1 protein-coding gene is annotated in these 539 nt (G+C 31.5%); it reads right to left on the reverse strand.

Annotated elements, in window-relative coordinates; translation table 11 throughout:
- Nucleotides 1–284: 284 nt before the first annotated feature.
- On the reverse strand, nucleotides 285–539 hold a 255-nt coding region (locus SM447_RS29850; RefSeq protein WP_474576201.1), incomplete at its 5' end, for a hypothetical protein.

The following is a 539-nucleotide window of genomic DNA, read 5'->3' on the forward strand; positions in this document are numbered from 1 at the left end:
TAGTTCGGACTAGCTAAAAATAGTTCAATTATTTGATCGATTACATTTTGACTGATGTAATTTGACTAGAACAAGGTGTTTTTTGAAATTCTTGGCAGCACTACGGAAGGGAAAAAGAAAAAGTCTATATGACTACTTCATAAAGAAGGAGGCTATCTTTTCAGACAGCCTCCTTTTAACACAAGTTTTTTAAAAAAAAATACTTTTTTATTTGTTATTATTATAACTTTTAGTTTGTTACATATGATAATTTTATTGAAACAAATTTCAAAATTTTACGGATGTTAGTTTTTCTTAAGAGTCTTTATTTCCGTTCCAGCTGTCAGCTCATCAAGAACTTCATTTTCGTCCTCTCCTGGTTGAGGGATTGAAAAAGTACATGTGTTTTTTACAATTTTTAGAGTGTTACCATCTAATCGTAATCTCCCTGTGAGCGGAAATAAATCATAATTAGGTGCAGAATTTGGATCTGTAGCATCGTAGAAACCAGTTTGATCTTCAAGAGTTTCTGTGACGGTTGATATTTTACCAGTTTCGTT

The organism is Micromonospora aridisoli, assembly GCF_056150025.1.